This is a genomic window from Winogradskyella sp. PC D3.3, from assembly GCF_054366245.1.
On the sequence record NZ_CM135962.1, the window covers coordinates 338623 to 363848 of the forward strand.

The following is a 25226-nucleotide window of genomic DNA, read 5'->3' on the forward strand; positions in this document are numbered from 1 at the left end:
TTTGTAAAAAAGAGGGGTAACAAAAACAGGATGCAGTTTATATAACAACAGATAACGATAAATTTATATATTATGAAAACAATTAAAAACATTAACATCAGGACAAGTACTAAACGTATTTTAACTAAAAAATTATTCAGCCTTTTTGCCCTATTTTTATCAACCTCAATGCTTATTACCAGTTGCAATCCTAATGATGATTCTGATGATGCATCTCAAAATCTAGAAACACCTACAGCTCAAGATTTTAGTGACATTAGAACCCTTGCATTAGACAATCACACACAAATATTTAATTTCAATGCAGACGATGGTTATATTTCTTTAACCTCAGAAAACGGTGTTCAAATAAACATTAATGCTAACTGTCTTACAGACAATGGAAATCCGGTTTCTGGAAACGTAACCTTAGAGTTTGTGGAAATTTTTGACAAAGGCAGCATGTTAACCACCAATAAACCTACTATGGGAACATTACCTAATGGAGATAAAGCTTTAATAATTACAGGTGGAGAATTCTTTGTAGAAGCTACTCAAAATGGTAATATATTAGACACAAACTGTGGCTTTCAACTCATTATTCCTACAAGTTTAACAGGAGGTGCAGACTCAGACATGACACTTTGGACTGGTGCCATAGATGCAGATGGTAACTTAGTTTGGGATGAGGTTAACGATCCTGATGGAAATGGTGGTCTATTTTTAGAAGGTGACAACTATTACGGAATTATTGACGGATTTGGTTGGACAAATGTAGACAAATTTCATAATGACCCAAGACCTAAAACAACGATTCAGGTACAGCCACCAGCTGGTTTCAATTACCAAAATAGTGCCGTGTATTTATCTTACGACGGAGAATTACCTGCACTAGCACAATTAGACACTTATAATGATGCTTTAAACATTTTTAGTGAACACTACGGGCAAATTCCAATCGGTTTAGAATGTCATGTAATTTTTGTGACGGAATCTGATGGAATTTGGAGATACGCTATTAAACCCGTAACAATAGTTGCCAATGATATTATAACGTTTTATTTAGGGGAGACTACAGTAGGAACGGAAGCTTCATTAACAGCTTTGATAAATGATTTACCATAAATCAAGATGACCTACTTAGTTAGTAAAAGTCAGAAATTAATTTTTCTGACTTTTTATGCTATCTATAAATGAGCTTTCTCTATTTATTTTTAAAATTGAAACAGTATTAGTTTTTAATTCTTAATTTTAATCACCATAAATCCAATGCTATAAAACGAGCAAGTTCACAATGTTATCTTCCATAGGAAGCACTAATAGCAAACAGCATGTGACCATTGAAAAACAACACATATAAACACATGAAACCAACCACCTTATTTTATATCGCTTTTAGCTTTTCAATTTTCAGTTTTGCACAGCAAGACATTGCAACAGATACAATACGTAGAGTTGCTCATATTGAACACAAAATATTGGGAGATCAAATTGAGTTTAAAGCAAACGCACCACAACTGAATCAAATTGCAGGCGCACCTAAAGCTTTCTATACTAATTTTTGGGAATTTGGAGATGGGACGTTCAGCAAAGAAAAAGAACCTAAAAAAACGTATAAAAAAAACGGCGACTATACCGTTAGATTATGGGCAACTAATAATTACGACACAGGTAAACCACCTTTAACACGACCTAAAAAAATAACCGTTAATAACTCCAATGCCGATTATAAAGACGAGGCTTCAATGGAAGGCCCCTTAAATCTTCAACGCAATAGAGAACCAATGCCAAATGAAGATATTGTTATTGTGTTTAGTTACAAAAACACAAAATCGTACACAACCAATGGGAAGTTTTTTTTATTCTACAACGAAACAAAATACAAAGCAGATAATTTCAACCTTATTGAAACTAGACCTTATCACAATGAAAAAGAAATAAATGATGCTATTGTATATGCATCACAATTTGATTCGGATGTCTATTATGCTTCAGCAACAGACGAATTAAGGCCTTTAGACCTAAAACCTCAAGATTCCACAGTTCGTAGAAATTTACCAAGAACATTAGAGGAAGCTAAGTTTGCTTATAGAAACTCAAGCCAATTACGTTTTGATAATATGCAACCTAATGAAGAGCGCCACGTATTTTTCAGCCTAAAAACCACAAAAGAAATGCTAAAAGACACTTCAGCCATAATCTCAGTTAGAGGTGTTTATGTCCCAGATAATAATTATGACAACCATCATGTAAAAGATATGGAAATGGAAATTGTAACATCTCATGATCCAAATAAAATGTCATCAAATGCTACTTTTCTTAATTATAGATTAGTAAGATATAAACGTCCAAAATTTAAAATTAGGTTTCAGAACAATGGAGAAGGACCAGCATCAACGATCCGTCTAGAAACCGATATTCCAGAAATGTTTGATAAATCTACGATTGAAATTTTAGACATGTACCCAAAGGTTAAAATTTGTCCTAAATACCCCGTAGCCTATAGTTGCCTTGACACCACATATACTGCAAAGCAAGCCATCTTCACTTTTAAAAACATCTATTTACCCGGAAGTGAGCAGAAAAATGTAAAAGTGTACGATTCTACCAAAGGCTTTGTACAATACCGTGTGAAATTTTCTGACGACTTTCATAAACAAAAAACAAAATCTAGAACGGCCATTATCTTTGATAAAAACGAACCGATAATTACCAACTATTCTACCACGCGCTTTTTACCAGGAATATCGATTGGTGCTAAAGCAGGTTATAATTCATTTGCCGATCTTAAAAATTCTGAAAGTTACTTTATAGGTGCTACGGTTTCACCATACAAATCCTATCGTTGGTATTGGCAAGTTGAACTCTTAAACAGTTTTCATAAGTTTGAAAGCAACACTGAAATTAAAGAAGAAATTGTGGATGATGGAACGATTGGCATTCCATATACCGAACGGACTACCACCAACAGAAGTTACACTAATATAGATTGGGAAATCCCAGTATTAGTTCGGTATAACCTCAATAATTATATCGGATTAGGCGCAGGAATCATTGGTACTGTTTCGGTAAATGAAAAACAAGATCAATCCGTTTTAATTGAACAGTTTGAAGGACAAGGTGCCGATTTATTTCTTTTTGATAGTCGTAACAGCAATACAGAGGTCACAGAATCTTTTACCAATTTTAGAAAAGGTTTCTTAGTAGAAGCCACTGCTGGTTTTGCTCGTATTGGTCCAAGTCTTGGCGCACGTTATGTATTTAATTTAGAAGACGATTATAATTATTTACAGCTTTACGCCATTTGGAAATTCTAATGTAATACCGTGATAAAAAAAGGGCTTGTTATATTTTTTGTGTTTGTTTTCGGGACTTGCTTTGCTCAAGATTTGGAAGAAGCAATTTATGTCGCTACAGAAACTTTTAACCAGAACCAAACGAATGAAGGTTTAATTGCATTAGACCAACAAATCACTTTATTTGAAGCACAATTATCTACCCAAGATCAATATTATGCTTTTATTAATCTGTTAGTTAATAAAGCCTATTACTTTGATAAAACAAATCGACAGAAAGAAGCGATTAACGTTTATGAAAAAGTCCATCAACTTTATAATGACCATAATATTACTTCTTATGACATTGTAGAATATTGTCTTATTCCATTGGGCATTCTTTATCATAAAACGAATGCCTACATAAAAGCAGAGCAGCTTACGACTTATTATCTTCAACTAGCAAAAAAACAAAATAACACATCACAACAGGTTTCTGGTTTTATTAACTTAGCAAAGCTATACCAATCTTTAAACAAACACCAACAAGTTATTGACATCGCTAATAAAGCCCTTCAAATTGATGGCATCAAGGCATATCAGAAAACGAATCTCAATTATATTAAAAAAAGAAGTGAACTATTTTTAAAAACCAACCAAAAACGTTCGTTATTAGAAAACGATCTTATTACACCAAGAGTACGAAATAGTAATGTTGAAGATCTTCAGCTCTATTATGAAACCGCTCTAAAAAATAAAGACTATGAGTTAGCTTATTCGTATTTGAGTCGATTAAAGCCTATAAAGATTACTGATCTTACTTCAGCGAGAAGTAGAGCACAATTCACTTTTCAAGAAGCACAGTTACATTTTAAACTAAACGATAACAACAAAGCCATAGAAAAATTAAAATATTGTTTAACGACGTTATTACCTCATTTTAATAACGTAGAATTGCCAAAAACAACCGATTTATATCCTGAAAACACCTTTATTGATATTTTTGATTTATGGGCTGAATTACAAACGGATCCTGAACGAGCTTTACATTATTACGATTTAAGTTTTTATGTTTCTAATAGACTTGCAGAAGAAAACACCAGTCAAGAAAGTTATATTATTAACGCAAGTGTCAATAAAGATCGAAGTGAAAAATGTATCGCCTTACTATATAACATGTTTCAGTCAAAAGGCAATAGCACTTATGTAAATCGGGCTTTTAATTATGCCGAATTCAACAAAGCCTTAGCTTTAAAATGGTATGTTAATAAACGTACACGCTTAGAAAAACATCCTAACGATAGTCTACTCATTAAAGAACAACACTTATTAAAACAGCAACAAAAGCTTACCAATCGCTTACTGAATAGCCCTATAATTAAAGGGAGATTATCAGAACAAGACAGTCTACAATTGCAACTCATCACCACAACGACTGAACTAAAACAATTACAAAATGTAATTGCTAAAATCTACACTCCGAATACCAGGCCTTTAGATATTGAGCATCTAAAATCAAAATTAGAAACAGACACAGCTTGTTTAGTAGAATATTTTTATGGTAAAACAGGCTTATATCAATTTGTATTTACGCCTCATCATACAACCCTTCAACGTATTGACTTATCAGAATCTAACAAACAAAGCATCTCAAATTATATTAACTATTTTGAAAATCCTTCAGTCATAAATAATAACATTACGAAGTTTACCAATGATGCCTTTCAACTCTATAAATTATTAAAATTAAATGCAATCAGCACCTACAAGAATAGCGTTATTGTTGCTGATGGCTTATTAAATTTTATACCCTTTGAAAGTTTACTAACACAAAAAACAACAACATTAAATTATTCAGAAATGCCCTTTATGGTTAAAAGTCATCGCTTAGCTTACCATACAAGTGCTTCATTTTATAGTGAAACAAAAAACTATCAATTCAGAAATTCTGCATTAGGGGTTTTTCCTGTCTTTGATAATAGTGATTTAAAACTCACCTATTCCTTAGATGAAGCAGAACGCATTGACCGTGCAATTAAAACCGAGTTTTTAATGTACAATGCTGCAACCAAACACGATGTGCTAGACCAGATCAATACTTATAGTATTTTACATCTTTCTACACATGCCAATAGTGGTGATTTTAAAACACCAGCCAATATCGATTTCATAGACTCAAAGCTTTATTTACCAGAACTTTACAATTTAGACCTCAGCAATGACTTGGTGGTTTTAAGCGCCTGCGAAACCGGAGTTGGTATGCTTCAAAAAGGAGAAGGTAGTATGAGCTTGACCCGTGGTTTTCAATATGCAGGAGTTTCTAATTTAGTGGTGTCACTATGGAAAATTAATGATTTATCAACCTCACAACTCATGTCAAGTTTTTATAGCGACCTTAAAACAACTAAATCTGCCTTTTCTGCTAATCACAATGCTAAGTTAGCTTATTTGAGCTCTCCTGATATTTCAAATGTAAAAAAGTCACCTTATTATTGGAGCGCATTTGTCTATTTTGGGGACTTAACCAAACCCAAAGCACCTCTTACCTCTAATATCATCACCTATTTTATATTAGGCTTGATAATTGCAGGTTTAGCTTGGATACTAATTTTTAAAAGAAACATATGGAGACGTTAAGAGACTTCCTTACAAATAAAGGTTATGCTAAAGTGAAATTGAAATTCACTAAAACCAATCATTTTGAAATAAAAGCCAGTATTAACGGTGTTAAAGGACGCTTTATCTTAGATACAGGAGCATCAAATAGCTGTGTTGGTTTTGAAGCAATTGAGCGTTTTAACCTTAAAGTAAAAGATTCTGAAATTAAAGCGGTTGGAGCAGGTGCGTCTGACATGCTGACACAGATTTCAACTTCAAATGCTATAAAAGTTGGAAAATGGAAGAAAAATCGTGTTGCTTTAATTTTATTCAACTTATCTCATGTAAATAATGGCTTAATTAATCACAATGCCGATCCTGTTGACGGTATTCTTGGTGCAGATGTATTAAAGAAAGGAAAAGCCGTAATAGACTACGAGAAAAAATATTTATACTTAAAATTATAATTCCATCTTAGGTATTAATTTGGAATGAGAAATTTTATATACCCAAGTTTCTTACTACCTTTAGAGCTTAAAGTTATATTGAATTAATAGCGAAAAATGAACCCTACAATCATTATTGCAGACGACCATCCTTTACTCTTAAAGGGTTTACATGATTTTTTAATAGAAAAAAAATATAATGTACTTGCTAGTGCTAAAAATGGAAAGGAAGCACTAACGCTTATTAAAGCACACACTCCAGACATCGCCATCTTAGATATAAGAATGCCGTTTTTTACCGGATTACAGATTGCAGAAAAATGTAAAGCTGATAAACTTGCCACAAAAATTATACTTATCACTTTTGAAAAAGACGAAAAAATATATTATGATGCCAAAGCACTAGGTATTTTTGGTTATGTTTTAAAAGAGTTTGCATTAGCCGAAATTGAAAACTGTATTACCTCTGTAATAAAAGACACTCCTTATTTCAGTCCTGAATTACTAAAGTTTTTAGAACTGCATGAGTTACCAGAAAATTTTGAACTACTAACTGACCACGAAAAGGGAATTGTAAAGTATATATCACAAAACAAAACTGGAGTAGAAATTGCTGAATTACTTTTAATATCTCCTAGAACAGTAGAAAAACACAAAAGTAATATCATCAAAAAATTAAAATTAGAAAGTAAACAGAATAGTCTATTGATATGGGCTAAAGAAAATTCTGATCTATTTGACAATTAATTTTAAAATAATTCGCAAACTACGTAAAGTTACGTATAGTATGGTATTGTTTTTTTTATGACCTTTACCCCGTGTTACAAATGTAGGGGTTGTAGCATAAAATTTGTTATTAGTTAATTCTAAAAAAATTAGGATTGATTAATTCTTAGGGATTATTATAGCCTCGAACTTCGGTTCGAGGCTTTTTTTATGGAAAAAAATTAAAAAATACGTAAAGTCACGTATAGTATTGTATTACAATTATTTGCAACTTTACACCAGCTATTAATTTATACCTCAAATAAAAATCTTATAGGCACCGAATCTATTTATTTGGAGCTTATAAAAAACAATTAAGTATATGGAAACAATGAAAAATGAATCAAGTACAAAGGGAGACAAAGTCTTTATTATCTTATTAATCATCAGTTCTATAATCGTAATATCAGCAAATGTTGCTGTCAATTTTTTCAGTTAATTTTAGTTAGTTAATCGCTCTTGTTAGTTAAGAGTAAAAAAAAGCGCAATTCAAATTGAATTGCGCTTTTTTCATTTAATACTATGTCTATGTATTACAAGACTTATAACTCTAAAGCCTTCTTAACATTGTTATCCATTAATAATTCTTCTGGATTTTCTAAGGCCTCTTTAACAGCCACTAAGAACCCAACAGATTCTTTTCCGTCAATAATTCTATGGTCGTAAGATAAAGCCACATACATCATAGGATGAATTTCAACGTTACCATTTACAGCGATAGGACGTTGAATAATATTATGCATTCCTAAAATTCCACTTTGAGGAGGATTAATAATTGGTGTTGATAACATACTACCAAATACTCCACCATTAGTTATAGTAAACGTTCCACCGGTCATTTCATCAACAGTAATTTGACCATCTCTAGCTCTAAGTGCTAAACGCTTAACTTCAGATTCAATACCTCTAAATGATAAATTCTCAGCATTTCTAATTACGGGTACCATTAGTCCTTTAGGTCCTGAAACCGCAATACTAATATCTACAAAATCATAAGTCAACATTTCTTTACCATCAATCATAGAGTTCACAGCAGGATACATTTTTAATGCTCTAACTACCGCTAAAGAAAAGAAGCTCATAAATCCAAGACTAACACCATGCTTAGCCTTAAAGTCTTCTTTATACTGCTTACGTAATTCAAATATTGGCGTCATATTAACCTCATTAAATGTGGTTAACATTGCTGTCGTATTTTTAGCTTCAACTAAACGTTCAGCAACTTTACGACGAAGCATCGACATTTTACTATGCGTTGTTCCTCTATTTGCTCCTGTTGGTGTTCCCATTGATGGTACTGCTTTTACAGCATCATCTTGCGTAATTCTACCATCTTTTCCAGTTCCTGAAATAGTGCTAGCATCTATTCCTTTTTCAGCTAATACTTTCTTTGCTGCTGGACTTGCTGTACCTGTTGCATATGTTTTAGCTTCTGTAGCAACGGGCTTAACCGCTTCTTTTACTGGTGCTTCTTCTGTCTTCTCAACTTTTGCAGGTGCTTCTCCTCCTTCTGGTTTTGTTGCACTTGTATCGATTAAACAAACAATAGCACCAACCGCAACAGCATCACCTTCCTCTGCTTTAAGAGTAATAGTTCCACTAGCTTCTGCTGGCAACTCTAAAGTTGCCTTATCACTATCTACCTCAGCAATAGCTTGATCTTTTTCTACATAATCTCCATCTTGCACTAACCATTCTGCAATTTCCACCTCAGTAATTGATTCGCCTGGTGAAGGCACTTTCATTTCTAAAATCATATTGTTTTATTTATAACCTATGGTCTTACGTTGTTTTTGTTTGCCGATATCATTCTTTTGATACCTTAATTTTATTATCTCTGATTGTTTTTAGTTTTATCAAAAACAAAATCAATAACTTCTTTATGTCTTTTCTTAGAACGCACTGAACTTCCTGCTGCTGGTGCACCATAAGGCCTTCTACTTGCTGACCTAAATTGTCTAGCTTCGTCAAAATGCATTAATAAGTGACTGTAAGCTCCCATGTTTCTTGGTTCTTCTTGAGCCCAAACCACATCATCTGCATTTTTATATTTCTGAAGTATAGCTCTCATATCTTGAGCTGGCAAAGGAAATAATTGTTCTATTCTAACTAAAGCCACATCATCTCTTCCTAGCTTTTCTTGTTCCTCTAACAAATCATAATAAAACTTACCTGTAACAAAAACTAGTGTTTTTACCTTATCCACATTAGCATTAGCATCATCAATTAACATTTGGAAACTACCGTTTGCAAATTCATCTACAGTAGAAACGACTTTAGGATGACGCAAGAGACTTTTTGGTGTAAAGACAATTAAAGGTTTTCTATAATCTGCTTTTATTTGTCTACGTAATAAATGGAACATGTTTGCAGGTGTTGTACAATCCGCAACAAACATATTATCTTTTGCACAAAGTTGTAAATAACGCTCCATGCGACCAGAAGAATGTTCTGCTCCCTGACCTTCATAACCATGAGGCAATAACATTACCAATCCATTCTGTAGCTTCCATTTATCTTCTGCTGCAGAAATATATTGGTCTAACATGATTTGTGCTCCATTACTGAAATCACCAAACTGCGCTTCCCAAATCGTTAATGTTTCTGGACTTGCCATAGCATAACCATAATCAAAACCAACCACACCGTACTCTGACAACAGGGAATTATAGATATAGAACTTTCCTTGTTGATCGCTTAATTTATTGTGTAAGATAATTTCTTCCTCACTATTCTCTACTTTTACAACAGCATGTCGATGTGAAAATGTTCCACGCTCTACATCTTGTCCAGAAATACGTACATCATGCCCTTCTAATAAAATAGATCCATAGGCTAAATGCTCTGCCATTGCCCAGTCTAATCGATTCTCGTCAAACATGGTTTGTCTCGACTCTATTAAACGTTGAATTTTTCTTATGAATTTTTTATCTTCAGGTAAATTGGATATAACTTTTGTAATTTTCTCAAGTCCTTCTTTAGAAAACGTTGTATCCACAGGCTGCATCATCCTATCCTCTTGTGCTGTGGTAAAATTACACCACTCATTTTGCATAAATGGGGTAATCTCTGTTTTCTGTACTTTACGAGAATCCTCAAGCTTTTCTTCGAGCTTATCTTTGTATTCTTTTTCTATTTTAGCAACAAAGTCAGTATTAATAACTCCTTCAGCTAATAAGCGTTCTGCATAAATATCTCTTGGATTTTTATGTTTTGCAATCGCTTTATATAATAAGGGCTGTGTAAACTTAGGTTCATCACCTTCGTTATGTCCATATTTTCTATAGCCCAACATATCAATAAATACATCGCGCTTAAATTTCATTCTAAAATGTAATGCAAATAATGTAGCATGTACTACAGCTTCAACATCGTCTGCATTAACGTGTAATACTGGTGAAAGTGTTACTTTACCAACATCGGTACAATACGTACTAGAACGCGCATCTAAATAATTAGTAGTAAACCCTATTTGGTTATTAACTACGATATGTATGGTTCCGTTGGTTTTGTATCCATCGAGTTGCGCCATTTGAATCAACTCATATACTAAACCTTGACCTGCAATTGCAGCATCACCATGAACAATAATGGGTAATACTTGAGATGGGTTATCAGGATATTTGTCGTCTTGCTTCGCTCTAACAATTCCTTCTACAACAGCTCCAACCGTTTCTAAATGCGAAGGGTTTGGTGCTATATTTAGATTAATTTTTTTACCAGCATCACTAACACGATCGCTAGTCCATCCTAAATGGTACTTTACATCACCATCAAAGACTTCTTGTTCATAATCTTTACCATCAAACTCGCTAAAAATATCTTTTGCAGATTTACCGAAAATATTTGTTAATGTACTCAAACGGCCACGATGCGCCATTCCCATTACAAATTCTTTTACATCATATCCAGAAGCATTTTCAATTAAAGCATCTAAAGCTGGTATTAATGCTTCACCTCCTTCTAAGGAGAATCGTTTTTGACCTACATATTTGGTATGTAAAAAGTTTTCAAACGAAACTGCTTCATTTAGTTTTCTTAAGATTGTTTTCTTCTGATCTGGAGAGAACTGTGGATGATTATCATTAACATTAAGCTTCTGCTGAATCCATTTAATTTCTTCAGGTTTTCTGATGTACATATACTCTACACCAATAGATTCACAATACACTTTTTCTAAGTGATCAATGATAACTTGTAATGTCACAGAGCCTAAACCTAAAACTTCTCCAGCTGAAAAGACAGTCTGTAAATCGTTTTTAGACAATCCGAAATTTTCAATTTCTAAAGTAGGAGCATACTTACGTCTTGCTCGTACAGGATTGGTTTTAGTAAATAAGTGACCTCTGCTTCTATAGCCATCAATGAGCTTTAGAGCCTGAAATTCTTTTTGAAGCTGTTCCGGTATTTGCGTAGAAACACCTTCTACAATTTCACCATCTAATCCGTAATTTTCAGATCCGAAGTCGTAACCTTGAAAAAAGGCGCGCCAACTTGGCTCTACAGAATCTGGGTTTTTGAGGTATTGGTCGTATAAATCAGCAAAATATGCTGTATGTGCCGCGTTGAGAAAGGAATATTTATCCATTTTACTTTTTGAGACGTTGTCGTTTCAACAAAATTTATTCAAAAATACAACTTTTACTAAATATAGTTAAGGATTTATTATATTTATAACATATTGAACGGAACAAATTTTACAATGACAAATCTGAAGCATTTTTACAACCTCAAAATAACGTTATCTAGTTTTTTAATCGTTTTTTTTACATTATTTTCATTTGCTCAAGAAGCACCTATAAAACAGAATGATTTTTGGAGTCATATTGACTATGGAGGTGGTATAGGCTTAAACTTTGGAGATGGCTTTTTTAGTGGATCTTTAGCTCCAAATGCATTATATAGGTTTAACCCCTATGTAGCGACGGGTGTTGGACTCAATTTTTCTTATAGTTCTCAAAAAGACCTATTTAAATCTACGGTCTTGGGAGGGAGTATTATAGGATTATTTAATCCCTATAGAGAAATTCAGATTTCTACAGAATTTGAACAACTACATGTCAACCGAAAATTTGACGATAGGTTTATAACAAATCTTGAAGAAGACTATTGGTATCCAGCCATATTTATAGGAGCTGGTTATACCAACAATAATGTAACTATTGGTATTAGATATGATGTACTCTATGATAAAGACAAAAGTATTTATTCCGAAGCTTGGATGCCGTTTGTAAGATTTAGGTTTTAAACGAAAACACTCATGCTTTCCCATAAATTAGACCCCATAACTTAAAACAACTTCATCCTTAGTTTTACCTCAATGGCGTCTTAGAATATTTTATAACAGTCAAGTTCAACGATGCTATAAAACTCTGATTTAGATCTATTCTCAATTTAACCCCCAATTTAAAACCCATCTAAACCCCTAAAAATCAAACCTATTTGATGTGTTCTTGATTTATTTTCTCAAATAGGACAAATAAGTCTTAAATATGACATAAGTCATGTTTTTATTGTAGCATGCACTCTAAATTTGCTAAACTTAAATCTAGAACGATGAGAACATATTTAAAACTATTATCAATGATTGCTATTGCAACTGTACTAAGTTGTGGTGGTAATGACAAAAAGAAAGAAGAAACAGGTTACGGTAAAAAAGCACCAGCCAAAGTAGAAAAGAAAGTTGCAGCTTCGCAACGTATAGAACTTACTAATAAAGGTGTTGGACCAATAACCACTGTAACCTTGGGTGCAGAAATTGACCAAGACATGGCCGCACACGGTAAGGAGGTTTACGCCAAAATGTGTACCGCCTGCCATAAAGCCGATAAAAAATTTATTGGTCCTGCACCTACAAGAATTTTAAAAAGAAGAACTCCAGAATGGGTTATGAACATGATTCTAAATCCAGAACAAATGGTTCAAGAAGACCCATTGGCTAAGGATTTACTAATGGAATTCAATGGAGCTCCAATGGCTAACCAACATCTTACTGAAGAAGAAGCCAGAGCTGTCTTAGAATATTTTAGAACCTTAAAATAACAAACCATGAAACCAATTAAACATGTGTTTCTTGTTTTTATAATCGCAATACTTTTCTGTTCCTGTAAAGACACGAGCAAAGACGCTTCAGCCTCGTCTTCAGACGTAACCACCGAAACACAATCCTCTGAACGAACTGGCCAAGCCTTTATTGAGGACGACGGAAGCACAACCGTGCTAAGTATCGCTATGACTTCTAAAGACCACACGACGTTAGTTGCTGCTGTGCAAGCTGCTCAGTTAGAAAATGCTTTAGTAAACGCAGGACCATTAATGGTTTTTGCACCAACAAATGAAGCCTTTGCAGCTTTACCAGAAGGTACTGTTGAAAATTTATTGAAACCTGAAAACAAAGATGCTTTGGCTAATATTTTAAAGTATCATGTAACTCCTGGCAACTATTCTAAAGACTTTTTAAAGAAATTTAAAAAACTAGGTCAGGCTAATAATGATTATGTAAAGGTAGAAGTTGTAGACGGAGAACCTATGATTGGAGGTGCAAAAATATTAGCAAGTATTAAAGCTGGCAACGGTATTGTACATGTTATAGACAAGGTTTTATTGCCTCCAACTGAATAATACAAACGCTAATTAAAACGATAAACAATGAAAAAAATACTAAAATCAACACTTGCAATTGTAGCGGTTTTTGCCGTTTTTACAAGCTGCAACAATGCCGATAAGTCTAGTAATTCTGGTGCCTTATCTAGCAACAATGCAGAAAAAGTTTATGTAACACCTGGAGAACACGATTCCCATTACGCCTTCATTTCTGGTGGCTATAGTGGTAACCTTACCGTTTATGGTTTACCATCTGGACGAATGTTTAAAGAAATCCCTGTATTCTCTCAATTTCCAACAAATGGTTATGGCTATTCTGAAGAAACGAAACCTATGCTAGAAACCTCTTATGGTTTTGTACCTTGGGACGATTCGCATCACCCAGACATTTCTCAAACCAAAGGAAAACTAGATGGTCGCTGGGTCTTTATTAATGGTAACAACACCCCTCGTATTGCCAGAATTAGTTTAACCACTTTTGAAACTGAAGAAATTATTGAAGTACCTAACAGTGCTGGTAACCACAGTTCTTCTTTTATAACCGAAAATACGGAGTATGTTGTAGCAGGAACTCGTTTTTCTGTGCCAATTCCTCAAAAAGATATGTCTATAAAAGACTATAAAGGCAACTTTAAAGGGGCTTTATCGTTTATCTCTGTAGATCCAGAACATGGACATATGGATATTAAGTTCCAAGTATTAATGCCAGGTTTTAACTACGATTTATCGCATCCTGGACGTGGAAAATCCCATGGTTGGTTCTTCTTCACCACTTATAATACAGAAGAAGCCAATTCACTATTAGAGGTGAATGCGTCTCAAAATGATAAAGATTTTATTGCAGCCATCAACTGGAAAAAAATTGAAGCGTATGTAAATAATGGTGGTGGTACAATGATGCCAGCTGAGTATGCACATAATTTATATAATGATGACACACATACTGCAACCTCTACAATGAAAAAGGAAGTACGTGTCGTAAACCCTTCAGAAGTTCCTGGAGCCGTTTATTTAATTCCAACGCCTAAATCACCTCATGGATGTGATGTAGATCCTTCTGGAGAGTACATTGTGGGTAATGGTAAATTGTCTGCTAATTTAACTGTACACTCATTTACAAAAATGTTAGATGCCATTAAGAACGAAAAATTTGCTGGTGAAGCTTATGGTATTCCAATCTTAAATTTCGAAGATGTTTTAGCAGGCTCAGTGGAACAACCAGGATTAGGCCCTTTACATACTGAATTTGATGGACAAGGCAATGCTTACACCACTTTCTTTATTTCTTCTGAAGTTGTAAAATGGAAATTAGGCACCTGGGAAGTTATTGACAGAAAACCAACCTATTACTCTGTAGGTCACTTAACCATACCTGGCGGAAACTCAGCAGAACCTTTTGGAAAGTACATGTTTGCCATGAACAAAATAACAAAAGACCGTTATTTACCAACAGGTCCAGAAATGGAGCACTCTGCACAACTTTACGATATCTCTGGAGACAAAATGGAACTGCTTCTAGATTTCCCTACACATGGAGAACCGCATTATGCCGCAGCTATTCCAGCAGAGATTGTTAAAAATAATTCTCGTAAAATCTTTAAATTATCAGAAAACCAACACCCTAACAAAGCTTTGAGTGATGCCGATACCAAAGTAATTAGAGATGGTAAAAACGTTCATGTATATATGACTATGATACGTAGTCACTTTTCACCAGATAATATTGAAGGTGTAAAAGTTGGAGACAAGGTCTTCTTTCATATCACTAACCTAGAACAAGATTTTGATGTACCACATGGTTTTGCTATGATAGGTGCTAGAAATGCCGAATTACTAATCGCACCAGGACAAACAAAAACATTAACATGGGAACCTCAAAAAGTAGGTGTTTGGCCATTCTATTGTACCGATTTCTGTTCTGCATTACACCAAGAAATGCAAGGCTATGTTCGTGTGTCGCCTGCTAATTCCGACATTGAATTGTCTTGGTCTCTAGGAGAATAGTCAATTACTTTTAAAAATTTAGGGAAATTTTGTTTTAGTGTTTATTTTCCTAATATAAGGCGAGAGTTGACATGTCGCTCTCGCCTTTCTTTTTTAAATCACTAAAAACGGAATGATTAAATTAGATAATACTGAATATTATGAAAAAGGCTGGAATTATAATGATTATAGGTTCATTACTCTTATTAGGGCTTTTTAAATTTCCTCTTTGGAACATTATGCTAGGTGCACCTCAATATCCTGATCCATTAGGAATGAATATCTATATTCAAGGTATTAAAGGTGTTGAAGAATTTGATCTACAAAACATTGATGGTTTAAACCATTATATTGGCATGAAAACAATCCCAAAAGCAGAAGAAATGTGGGAGTTTTCAGTTTTTCCTAAAGTTATTCTAGGCATGGCCATTTTAGGAGTTGCTATTGGCCTATTAGGCTATTTTGAAAAGCTAAATTATAAATACTTTTTAGGTTGGTTTTTATTAATGTCCATACTTGGTATTTTGGGTATGTACGACTTTAACAATTGGTTAGTAGATTATGGTGGAAATTTAGATCCACACGCTATTATTAAAGTAACCAATCCAGATGGTACACCAATGTCTTACAAACCACCATTAATTGGTTATAAAAAGTTACTAAATTTTGATGTCGATTCATGGCCTCACATAGGAGGATATCTTATGTTTATTGGCATGGCACTAACCCTTATTGCTTTTTGGATAGGCAGAAAAGCAAGTTTAAAAACACCATAATAGTCATCTAAAAAAACACTACACTCATGCAAACACTAAAATACTATTCAAGCCTTGTATTACTACTTCTGTTTTTAAGTTGTAATGTTGGTCCAGAACCCATAAATTACGGAAGCGACAGTTGTCAATTTTGCACCATGACTATTGTAGATAAAGTTCATGCCGCAGAAATCGTAACTCAAAAAGGTAAAGTCTATAAGTTTGATGCTACAGAATGTATGATTAACTTTATAAAGGATTTTGACGCTACTGAAATTCAATTGTACTTATCTAATAACTATACAGAACCTGAAGCATTAATTGATGCTACAAAAGCCACCTTTTTAATTAGCGAACAGATTCCTAGTCCGATGGGAGCTTTTCTTTCTGCCTTTAAAAACAAATCCGATGCTGAAAAAACTCAAGCAGATAAAGGAGGTCAATTATACACTTGGGAAACCTTACTAGCAAAATTTAAAGCCTAGTAACATGAAACATATTTTAGCTTTATTAGCCGTCATTTTAATGACTCCATTTACTTATGCTCAAACCGTTGAAGTTTGCAAAACCTGCCCTATTTCAACATTAAGCGATGGTATTGCGCAGGCAAAGGATTTTGATACCATTGTCGTTAAAAAAGGCACCTATAAGGAACATAATGTTATCGTTGATAAACCCTTGACCATCATTGGTGAAAATTATCCAATTATTGATGGTGAATTGAAAGGAGAAATCATTACGATTATTTCAGATAATGTTACTGTCGATGGTTTATTCATCATTAATGTTGGTAATAGTTATACTGCAGATTACGCAGCCATCCGTGTTAAAAACAGTAAAAATTTCTTGATTCAAAATTTGGTTTTAGAAAAGTTATTCTTCGGCATTTATATCGAAAAATCAAGTGATGGTAAAGTCTTTCACAATAAAATAATTGGTGAAGCTGTAGAGGAATATAATTCCGGAAACGGCATTCAACTTTGGTACAGTAAAAACGTACTGATTGAACATAATTTTGTGCAGCATGTTAGAGACGGTATTTATTTAGAGTTTTCTAATTTTTGCACCATAAAGAACAACGTCAGTGCATTAAACGTGCGTTACGGCTTACACTTTATGTTCTCTAATGACGATTTATACGAAGACAATACCTTTGAAAACAATGGGGCTGGTGTTGCTGTGATGTTTTCAAGACGTATAAAAATGTTTAATAATAGTTTTAAAGAAAATTGGGGAACCGCCTCTTATGGCTTATTGCTGAAGGAAATTAACGATGCCGAAATTAAAGGCAACACCTTTGAAGACAACACCATTGGTATTAATGTAGAAGGGTCTAACCGTATTAATTATACGCACAATACCTTTGAAAATAATGGCTGGGCGATTAAAGTTAAAGGCGCCTGCTATACCAACATTTTTACAGAAAACAACTTTTTGTATAATTCCTTTGATATTGCCTACAATAGCAAAGTCAATGATAATGAATTCGACAAAAATTACTGGAGTAGCTACACAGGTTACGACTTAGATAAAAATGGTATTGGAGATATCCCTTACCGCCCCGTAAAACTATTTTCATACATCGTAAATCGTACGCCAGAAACCATCATTTTACTACGCAGTATGTTTATAGATATCATTGATTTCTCTGAAAAAGTATCACCTGTTTTTACACCAGATGATTTACTGGACAACAACCCTCAAATAAAAAAACTAACATGGTAACGATTGAAAATCTACATAAAAAATTTGGAAAGAATCAAGTCCTTAGTGGTGTTGATTTATCAATAAGCGAAGGTGGAATTTTTGCTGTACTTGGTCCAAATGGTTCTGGTAAAACTACCTTAATAAAATCGATTTTAGGTATGGTAATTCCTGATAAAGGCCATATCACTGTGCTTGGCGAAAACATTAAAAAGAATTCAGACTACCGACATAAAATCGACTATTTACCGCAAATCGCTAACTTTCCGAGTAACCTTCGGGTTAAAGAATTAATCAAAATGATTAAGGATTTACGCAAACCCACCAATGAAGACGAACGCTTAATTGATCTTTTTAAATTGGAACCCTTTTTAGACAAAAAATTGGGAAACCTTTCCGGAGGAACCAAACAAAAAGTAAATCTCGTTTTAACCTTTATGTTCGATAGTCCAATTGTGATTTTAGACGAACCAACTTCCGGTTTAGATCCAATTTCACTCATTAGATTAAAAGATTTAATTAAAGCCGAAAAAGCTAAAGGAAAAACCATTCTCATCACCTCACACATTATGAGTTTTGTTGAAGAAATTTCAGACGAAATTGTATTTATCCTTGAAGGCAAAATTTATTTTAAAGGTAGTATTCAAAAATTAAAAACCAAGACCAATCAGCCCGATTTTGAACATGCAATTGCGTCTATATTAACCGATAACCATGCTTAAAATATTAAAATATAGTTTTTACGACCTTATGCGTAGTCGCTGGAGTTACGTGTATTTTGCCTTCTATTTATTATTAGGTGTTGTCTTATTGTTTTTGAATAATGACTTATCAAAAGCCGTTATTACCTTAATGAACGTCATCATCGTTTTAGTACCATTAATAGGCACTATTTTTGGTGTGATGTATTATTATAATTCACAGGAATTTACAGAGTTACTTTTAGCCCAACCTATTAAACGGTCGTCCATATTCTTAGGACAATATTTAGGTGTTGCCTTATCACTATCTATGAGTTTAATCTTAGGATTAGGCATTCCTTTTGTATTCTATGGCTTGTTTGAAAGCAGTGCCATCTGGGATTTTTCACTACTACTAATCACAGGTACATTTTTAACTTTAATTTTTACAGCATTAGCGTTTAATATTGCCTTATCTAATGAGAATAAAATTAAAGGCTTTGGTTATGCCATCTTACTTTGGTTGTTCTTGGCGGTTATTTATGATGGCCTCTTTTTAATGACCTTAATTTTCTTTGAAGATTATCCACTAGATAAAGTATCGCTTATTGGCACTATGCTGAATCCTATAGATTTATCGCGAACGCTTATTCTTTTAAAATTAGATATTTCAGCCTTATTAGGATATACAGGTGCGGTCTTCAAACAATTTTTCGGAACAAGTTTTGGTTTAATCGTATCTTTTGTAATGCTAACCGTTTGGGTTGTAATGCCTGTGTTACGCATTGTATTCAAATCAAAGAAAAAAGATTTTTAGACTAACGACTTTTTTATCTGCGCAAATTTGCGAAATCTGAGGGAAAGATTTTTACATTAGTTATTTTTTTCCGCAGATAAGGCAGATTTGCGCAGATTTTTTTACTCGTATGAAAGAATCATTCAAACAAATTATAAGATTATGAAAACAAAAATATCAATACTCATATTGCTTTTAGCGATAACTTTCAGTTGTAAAAACGAAACATCTAAAACTGAACCACAAGCCATTCAACTTGAAGGTTTAACACTCAACAACAACGAAAAGTGGATTGCCAATGAAGAAACCCATATTGGTATGAAACGTATCGATTCTATTTTAAAGAACCACACGTCAACAAGCGGAAAAATTTTAGGTGATGTACTTTCAAAACAAACCAGTTATATTATTAAAAGCTGTGATATGGAAGGCGAAGCACACGACCAGCTTCATGTGGTACTCGTTCCTATTCTAGAAGAAATTACAGATATAAAAGACCTAGAAAATGCGTCAGATATAGATAAAAAGGTAACAACTTTAAAACGCTTAACAGCCACCTATTTTCAATATTTCAAAATATAGCTTTAACTGACATAAATCATATAATTAAAGACAAAATAGTCTGAATTTTGAATTATGATATTAAAGGTTATACATAAAGTCACGGCCTTGTTTTTAACGTTCGTTTTATTAGCGAACAACATTAACAATGTGGTTATTGTAACCGATTTTATAGTCAACCAAGATTTTATTGCTAAAACACTTTGTATTCAAAAAGACGATCAAAAAGGTTGTAACGGAAAATGTCATTTAGCAAAGCAATTAGTACAAAACAACACAAGTTCTAGTTCAGATGCACCACTACCAGACACTGACAGAACACGCTTAGACGTTTTTGTTATTTATGAAACTACAAACCAAACTATTGATAATTTTAATCAATTATCAAGATTCCAAAACAATACATATTACAGAATAAAACAACCAGTTTCTGGCTTTTATGCTATCCCTACTCCCCCTCCAGATTTAAGTTAGTTTTTTGAAGCTTTACAACGCGCAAATTTCCATTTTTTGAAACCAAATCGGCTTCAAACAGAACAATTACATCAAAAAACAACTTAAATACATTAAAATGAAATATCCATGAGCTACATTTCAATGAAATAAGTAGGATCACAAGGATATTCCATCTGACAATAATCTTAAATAAAAACAAACAGATGAAACTTAAATATATATTACCAATTGCATTTTTCGCCTTATTCTTTTCATGTTCAACAGATAACGATGATGACGCAACACCAATTAATGAAATTGAAGATTTAGAACTCATACAAACCATTGTAAACGGTGACCAAACTATAGAGCTTTACAATGAAAAAGGCATGTTTGAAACTGGCTATAATAGGATTAGTCTTAGACTTAAAGACAACACAACAGATAGCTATATTGAGGATGCTACCCTTTCTTGGATGCCAATGATGCAAATGCCAACGATGCAACATTCTTCACCTAAATCTACAATTTCTAAAGCTTTAGGAAAAGATACCGTTTACGAAGGTTTTATCATCTACCAAATGACAAATACAGATGGTTCTGGTTGGTCATTAACTTTAAACTATAATATAGATGGTACAGATTATTCAGTTACTGAAACTATCTCTGTAATGCAATATGAAAACCAAAACACAGCGAGTTTTATGGGTAGCGATGGCACCAATTATATCTTGGCGTTAATTGAACCAAAAGACCCAAGTATTGCCGTAAACGAAATGAAAGTTGGTTTATTTAAAATGCAAGATATGATGACATTCCCTGTTGTTGAAGATTATACTATTGCTTTAGATCCACGTATGCCTGGCATGGGAAATCATTCGTCACCAAACAACACGGATTTAACCTTTAATAATGCAGACAATTTTTACTATGGCGATTTATCATTAACCATGACTGGATATTGGAAATTAAATCTAAAGTTAATGAACGCTAATGGCGAGGTTTTAAAAGGAGAAGACGTAACAGAAGAGAACGAAGCAAGTAGCTTATATTTAGAATTAGAGTTCTAAACTCTCCTTTACTGTTATTTAGAACGAGGCACGACGTGAAGAATCTCAACTGTAATACTGGTTGTGATTCTTCAGGTTCCCCTCTTCTTCTCTAACACATTTTACCCATTGATTTTAAACACTAAAATTTTTAGCTATGAAAACGCTAATAACAGTCGTTCTATGTCTGCTATTGTCTTCTTTAGGATTTACTCAAGACAACAATACAGAGACAAAAAAAGACACTACAAAACTCGAAGAAGTCCTCGTACTTTCAAGACGTAAGTTAAGCAATCACAGACAAGAAAAAACACTGTCTAGCATTGATGATTATCTTGAAAAATCTAACAAAATAACCATGATAAAACGTGGTAATTACGCTTGGGAACCAACCATTAACAACATGGCAAGCGAGCGTCTGGTAGTGACTATCGATGGCATGCAAATTTTTGGTGCCTGCACAGATAAAATGGACCCAATAACGTCTTACGTTGATGTTTCTAATCTCGAAAAAGTCACTATTGGTTCTGGCCAAGAAGGCACAGAAAACGGACATTCAATTGGTGGTGGCATTGATTTAAAATTACCATCGTCTAAATTTAACGGTTCTGGTTTTAAATCTGGATTAGACCTAGGCTATGAAACCAATGGTAACTATAAAGCAACTGGATTAGATTTAGAATACACAGGCAATACATTCTTTATTAGCGCAGATGGTATTTATAGAAAATCTGATAATTATGATGCAGGTGGCAATGAAGAAATCTTATATTCTCAGTTTGAAAAATATAATCTCTCACTACAATCAGGTTATAAGTTTTCTGAAACTCAAAGTATCGATGCTAACCTTATTTACGATAAAGCTACAGATGTAGGTTATCCTGCTTTGCCAATGGATGTTTCTTTAGCTGAAGCTTTAATTGCATCGCTAACGCACTATTACAAACCTGAAGATAAAGTCTTAAAATCTTTAGAAACCAAATTGTATTTTAATACCATAACGCATATTATGGACGATACAAAGCGACCTGTTGTTGCTATAAGAATGGACATGCCAGGTTGGAGCGATACGTATGGGTTTTACAGTAAAGCCGAACTGATGAAAAACAAACATCATTTCACACTTAACATTAATGGATTCTATAATAAATCACTTGCAGAAATGACCATGTTTTCTAATAACCCAAGTGAACCAGATATGTTTATGTACACTTGGCCAGACATTAGAACCCTGTATTCTGGTATTTTTATTAAAGATGATTTTCATTTTAGTGAAGATGAAACACTCGCATCTTCTATTAGATTAGGCTATCACAATAACAAAATAGCAAAAGAAGTTGGCATTCAGAGTCTTGAAATTTTCCATGATACTGTAGACGAACAAAGCAATAGATTTTTAGTGAGTTTAGCATCTAAATATCAACTTAAAAAGGACAATTACAATCTCTCTGTTGGTTTAGGTTATGGTGAACGCGCACCTTCCGTTAGTGAAGGTTATGGTTTTTATTTATTCAACAGTTTTGATAATTACGATTATATAGGCAATCCAAATTTAAAGGACGAAAAAGCCTTAGAAGCCAACTTTAGTTTTAAACAGAAATTCAACGCTTTTGAAATTGGTTTAGAATCATCTTACTTCCACATTATGGATTATATTATCGGTGAGATTGCGCCAGAGGTAAGTTCAATGACTATTGGTGCCAATGGTGTGCGTGTTTATACCGCTTTAGACCATGCTTCTATTTTTAATACCTATGTAAATAGTAGTTATAAAATATCGGAACATTTTGCAATCAATGGAACGGTTGGCTACAATTACGGTAAAGGAAATGATGGCGAAAATTTACCACTTATAAAACCGTTTTCTTACTTTACTGAATTCAATTACAACACACCTAAATTTACTGCCGCATTGCAACTAGATGGCAACGAATCCAAAGTAATTACAGCCGTAAGTATGGCGAAAACAAAACTGCTGATTATGCAATATTAAACCTTAATTTAGGGCATGTATTTTATAATAAACTCGGAAAAACAGTCTTAAAATATGGTGTTGAAAACATATTAGACACCAAATATTCTACTTATGCCGATTGGAATAACTTTCCGAGACAAGGTCGTAATTTTTACTTAAACCTCTCTTTTGTTATACAATAGACCAACTTGTAAAACCCTATAAAAGTGACTTTTATATTATACAGACATGAACACCACAGAGAATACTTTAAAACCGTTATAAACACAGCAGAAATTACTGTTAGTTATGTCTTAATTTCCCTGTAAACTCTTCAATAGTAATAATAAACACTATTGGAGTTTCTTCAGAATCAATCTTAGCAGAAAACTCACTTATAAAATCGAGATTACGTAATTCTTTTCGCAGAATAACATCTTTAACTCCTAAAGAAAATTCATGCAACATGGCTTTGGCACTGCTGCGTTCCAATTCTATAAATTCTCCATGCGCCACAACAGATTTCCAATTGGTAATAGACGTGACTTCAGAAACCTCTAGCGCAACCGACTTATGTTGGCGTAAAGCGTTTAGTTTATGCCCTTCACCAGAATAACAAATAATTCTATCATCCGTATAGAAATATGTAATTGGCACAACAAAAGGTTTTCCTTGATAAACATAAGCCAAATGACCTATATAGTTTCGACTCAATAATAATTTACATTCTTCTTTATTTAAGGTTTTTATCATGGTTTTCTGACTTTAAACATATTGAAATTAGGCTATTAATGACTGTGTAAGACTAGCAATGGTAATTTCATTCTAGACTTTAGAACTTTACTTGCTGAGGTACTGAATAAGCGTTCTAATAACGATTTATCTTGCGCAATAAAAGCCGTTATATCTATCGCGTTAGTTTGAAGGTAACTCGAAACAGCAAAATCTACGGGTACATCTTCAATGAGATAATACTTGGAATCTAACAACGACAAGCGCTCTTTATCTCCTAAAGCAATTTGAGAGGTATCCTTTTCTGATGTCACTCTAAGAACATGTAATTTTAGATCAAAATCTTCTATAAAATCCATAATATCTTCGCGCAAATGGTTGTTTAATTTGCAATCGTTATTTAAGGATACAAGAAATTCTTTAACTGGTAAAAACTCATAATTACTCGGTATAACAAGAGTTTTACATTTCACCTTTTCAATCACGTTAATCGTGTTACTACCAAAAATAACCTCTTTAACGTTAGAGGCACCATTGCTTCCCATCACCACAAAATCGATAGACCATTTTTTTATTGCTTGGTTAATAGCATCGGTAAAGACATCATAATCTATTATGGACTCAAAGTGATAATCATGATTATTATAATCATTTTTTAACGTTTCGATTAAGCTATCTAGTTTAGCTCTTGGTTTATTTGTTATAGAATCGTGAATAGAATTTTGAGAAGACGAAACTAAATCGTCTGTAATATAACCTCTTGCTTTATGCACGTACATAAAGTAAAACGTACATGTTTTAGAAGCAAAGAAACGCATAGCATAGCTTATGGCGTTTGTAGCATTTTGAGAAAAATCCGTAAGTAAAAGTATCTTTTTCATCCTTATAAAACTTATTACTAAAGTTACTGA

22 protein-coding genes are annotated in these 25226 nt (G+C 33.6%); 18 read left to right on the forward strand and 4 right to left on the reverse strand.

Annotated elements, in window-relative coordinates; genetic code table 11:
* Positions 1–72 precede the first annotated feature (72 nt).
* The 5 genes from ACXGSQ_RS01485 (at position 73) to ACXGSQ_RS01505 (ending at position 7045) form a co-directional block, all read left to right on the forward strand.
* On the forward strand, positions 73–1104 hold the full coding sequence (locus tag ACXGSQ_RS01485) for a hypothetical protein (RefSeq protein ID WP_458627882.1): 1032 nt from the start codon (positions 73–75) through the stop codon (positions 1102–1104).
* Positions 1105–1343: 239 nt separating this feature from the next.
* Positions 1344–3296, forward strand: coding sequence for a DUF7849 domain-containing protein (locus ACXGSQ_RS01490; RefSeq protein ID WP_458627883.1), 1953 nt, complete (start codon positions 1344–1346; stop codon positions 3294–3296).
* Positions 3297–3368: 72 nt separating this feature from the next.
* Positions 3369–5891, forward strand: a complete 2523-nt coding sequence (locus ACXGSQ_RS01495; protein WP_458627884.1) for a CHAT domain-containing protein — start codon at positions 3369–3371, stop codon at positions 5889–5891.
* A complete protein-coding gene (locus ACXGSQ_RS01500) occupies positions 5879–6319 on the forward strand; it encodes a retropepsin-like aspartic protease family protein (protein WP_458627885.1) in 441 nt (146 codons plus the stop codon). The genes ACXGSQ_RS01495 and ACXGSQ_RS01500 overlap by 13 nt, the downstream gene beginning before the upstream one ends.
* A 96-nt stretch (positions 6320–6415) precedes the next feature.
* Positions 6416–7045, forward strand: coding sequence for a response regulator (locus tag ACXGSQ_RS01505; RefSeq protein WP_458627886.1), 630 nt, complete (start codon positions 6416–6418; stop codon positions 7043–7045).
* Positions 7046–7605: 560 nt separating this feature from the next.
* On the opposite strand, the gene odhB is transcribed toward ACXGSQ_RS01505, so the two are convergent.
* Both odhB and ACXGSQ_RS01515 read right to left on the reverse strand, forming a co-directional pair.
* Positions 7606–8820 carry a 2-oxoglutarate dehydrogenase complex dihydrolipoyllysine-residue succinyltransferase gene (gene odhB / locus ACXGSQ_RS01510; protein ID WP_458627887.1) on the reverse strand — a complete coding sequence of 405 codons (1215 nt, stop codon included), beginning with the start codon at positions 8818–8820 and terminating at the stop codon, positions 7606–7608.
* 74 nt (positions 8821–8894) lie between these two features.
* Positions 8895–11651: a 2-oxoglutarate dehydrogenase E1 component gene (locus ACXGSQ_RS01515; RefSeq protein ID WP_458627888.1), complete on the reverse strand. Its 2757-nt coding sequence runs from the start codon at positions 11649–11651 to the stop codon at positions 8895–8897.
* Positions 11652–11765: 114 nt separating this feature from the next.
* Here ACXGSQ_RS01515 and ACXGSQ_RS01520 point away from each other — a divergent pair, with 114 nt between their 5' ends.
* The 13 genes from ACXGSQ_RS01520 (at position 11766) to ACXGSQ_RS01580 (ending at position 23622) form a co-directional block, all read left to right on the forward strand.
* Positions 11766–12311: an alpha-ketoglutarate decarboxylase gene (locus ACXGSQ_RS01520; RefSeq protein WP_458627889.1), complete on the forward strand. Its 546-nt coding sequence runs from the start codon at positions 11766–11768 to the stop codon at positions 12309–12311.
* A gap of 308 nt (positions 12312–12619) precedes the next feature.
* Complete coding sequence (locus ACXGSQ_RS01525) at positions 12620–13105, forward strand: c-type cytochrome (RefSeq protein ID WP_458627890.1); 486 nt, start codon at positions 12620–12622, stop codon at positions 13103–13105.
* A gap of 6 nt (positions 13106–13111) precedes the next feature.
* Positions 13112–13684, forward strand: a complete 573-nt coding sequence (locus ACXGSQ_RS01530) for a fasciclin domain-containing protein (RefSeq protein ID WP_458627891.1) — start codon at positions 13112–13114, stop codon at positions 13682–13684.
* Positions 13685–13711: 27 nt separating this feature from the next.
* Entirely contained in the window at positions 13712–15670 is a 1959-nt protein-coding gene (gene nosZ, locus ACXGSQ_RS01535) for a Sec-dependent nitrous-oxide reductase (protein WP_458627892.1), read from the forward strand.
* 140 nt (positions 15671–15810) lie between these two features.
* On the forward strand, positions 15811–16425 hold the full coding sequence (locus ACXGSQ_RS01540; RefSeq protein WP_458627893.1) for a hypothetical protein: 615 nt from the start codon (positions 15811–15813) through the stop codon (positions 16423–16425).
* 26 nt (positions 16426–16451) lie between these two features.
* Positions 16452–16889, forward strand: coding sequence for a nitrous oxide reductase accessory protein NosL (locus tag ACXGSQ_RS01545; RefSeq protein ID WP_458627894.1), 438 nt, complete (start codon positions 16452–16454; stop codon positions 16887–16889).
* 4 nt (positions 16890–16893) lie between these two features.
* A complete protein-coding gene (locus tag ACXGSQ_RS01550) occupies positions 16894–18129 on the forward strand; it encodes a nitrous oxide reductase family maturation protein NosD (RefSeq protein ID WP_458627895.1) in 1236 nt (411 codons plus the stop codon).
* Positions 18123–18830 carry an ABC transporter ATP-binding protein gene (locus ACXGSQ_RS01555; RefSeq protein ID WP_458627896.1) on the forward strand — a complete coding sequence of 236 codons (708 nt, stop codon included), beginning with the start codon at positions 18123–18125 and terminating at the stop codon, positions 18828–18830. Before ACXGSQ_RS01550 ends, ACXGSQ_RS01555 begins: the two co-directional genes overlap by 7 nt.
* Positions 18823–19605, forward strand: a complete 783-nt coding sequence (locus tag ACXGSQ_RS01560; protein WP_458627897.1) for an ABC transporter permease — start codon at positions 18823–18825, stop codon at positions 19603–19605. The genes ACXGSQ_RS01555 and ACXGSQ_RS01560 overlap by 8 nt, the downstream gene beginning before the upstream one ends.
* A 141-nt stretch (positions 19606–19746) precedes the next feature.
* Positions 19747–20166 carry a hypothetical protein gene (locus ACXGSQ_RS01565; protein WP_458627898.1) on the forward strand — a complete coding sequence of 140 codons (420 nt, stop codon included), beginning with the start codon at positions 19747–19749 and terminating at the stop codon, positions 20164–20166.
* Positions 20167–20220: 54 nt separating this feature from the next.
* The gene (locus ACXGSQ_RS01570; RefSeq protein WP_458627899.1) at positions 20221–20619 is read left to right on the forward strand and encodes a hypothetical protein; all 399 of its coding nucleotides are present in this window, start codon (positions 20221–20223) and stop codon (positions 20617–20619) included.
* A 185-nt stretch (positions 20620–20804) separates the two neighbouring features.
* Positions 20805–21650 carry a hypothetical protein gene (locus tag ACXGSQ_RS01575; protein WP_458627900.1) on the forward strand — a complete coding sequence of 282 codons (846 nt, stop codon included), beginning with the start codon at positions 20805–20807 and terminating at the stop codon, positions 21648–21650.
* Between the two features lie 136 nt (positions 21651–21786).
* Entirely contained in the window at positions 21787–23622 is a 1836-nt protein-coding gene (locus ACXGSQ_RS01580) for a TonB-dependent receptor plug domain-containing protein (RefSeq protein WP_458627901.1), read from the forward strand.
* A gap of 264 nt (positions 23623–23886) precedes the next feature.
* On the opposite strand, the gene ACXGSQ_RS01585 is transcribed toward ACXGSQ_RS01580, so the two are convergent.
* Together ACXGSQ_RS01585 and ACXGSQ_RS01590 are read right to left on the reverse strand one after the other, a co-directional pair.
* A complete protein-coding gene (locus tag ACXGSQ_RS01585; protein WP_458627902.1) occupies positions 23887–24336 on the reverse strand; it encodes a pyridoxamine 5'-phosphate oxidase family protein in 450 nt (149 codons plus the stop codon).
* Positions 24337–24371: 35 nt separating this feature from the next.
* The gene (locus ACXGSQ_RS01590) at positions 24372–25196 is read right to left on the reverse strand and encodes a universal stress protein (protein ID WP_458627903.1); all 825 of its coding nucleotides are present in this window, start codon (positions 25194–25196) and stop codon (positions 24372–24374) included.
* Between the last annotated feature and the right edge of the window lie 30 nt (positions 25197–25226).